The sequence below is a fragment of the Geobacillus sp. LYN3 genome, assembly GCF_003064505.1.
In the GTDB taxonomy this organism is placed as follows: Bacteria; Bacillota; Bacilli; order Bacillales; family Anoxybacillaceae; genus Parageobacillus_B; species Parageobacillus_B toebii.
Genome location: NZ_QCWL01000057.1, coordinates 1 through 943 on the forward strand (window position 1 = coordinate 1; position 943 = coordinate 943).

The following is a 943-nucleotide window of genomic DNA, read 5'->3' on the forward strand; positions in this document are numbered from 1 at the left end:
ATGTATGGATCATATATCCATAGAACTAACACCAAAATCAAAGTTGATTTCCAACCATCACGGATTCAGGAAGTGAAAAATTCCTCCCAATGACTAGATTAGCATTGTATGACAATTTTGTCAAAACAAAATTTCGAATTATTTAAAAATATAAAAATGAAAATCTAGTAATGCAGCTCGAGCCCTTCTAGCCATTGGCTTGCATATACGCTGCTTAAGTGATGAAACGCTTCGAGCACATCGTTTGGATTCGCGGCAAAAAATTGTTTGGCGGCGTTTTGGTAGTTTTCATGAACAAACTGAAATAGAAAGTCTGTTTTGATGCGGTTGACGATCAAAAGCGCGCAATAAGAACGTTCCAGCTGCTTTTTGCGTTCGGTTTTATCATCAATTTGTTCGAAATGCGCTTGATAGCGCGAGGCGAGTTCGGATATATGTCCGCGAATTCGTGCTTGCGCTTCGTTCAGCATTTCCTCGACCGCTGCAGCAGAAAGAAATGATTGCTCCTCAAGCATGGTTCCAAATATTTGTTGCAAAGCATACGAGGATTCTGTTGCGAATGCTACGTTCGCAAGCAATCCATGCATATATTCGTCCTCATCGGTTGATTGGATTCGTAATTTCATAATGATTTCCAGCACATCAGAATGAATTTTTTCTTTCGTCCAATGGGCGGTCAATTCATGAAAGAGAACGGACAATATACGGGCAATTTCCTCTTTTGTCATTTTCATCATTGGCAGTTCCTTTCTGAGCCGTTGTTGTATATTTTAACATAAATTAGCCAGAAGTCCCCCACCTCTACAGGTGGGGGATGAATGGCTTCTTTTTTGTTTCTCCCTTCTTTTTTGATTTTCGATAGAATACAATAAACGGTAGCGTCAAAAGTTCTATGAAAACTCCACACAGATCATCCCATTGAGCATCGTGGGGCATGCGGAGG

Annotated in this window: 1 protein-coding gene; it reads right to left on the bottom strand. The window is 40.4% G+C overall.

Annotation, left to right across the window (positions count from 1 at the left end; genetic code table 11):
* Positions 1-164 precede the first annotated feature (164 nt).
* A complete protein-coding gene (locus tag DCC82_RS17035; RefSeq protein WP_097355135.1) occupies positions 165-734 on the bottom strand; it encodes a hypothetical protein in 570 nt (189 codons plus the stop codon).
* Positions 735-943 lie beyond the last annotated feature (209 nt).

Bases quoted from the DNA above. Each gene is read 5' to 3' on its own strand.
- DCC82_RS17035 (WP_097355135.1), bottom strand. From the start codon at position 734: ATGAAAATGACAAAAGAGGAAATTGCCCGTATATTGTCCGTTCTCTTT.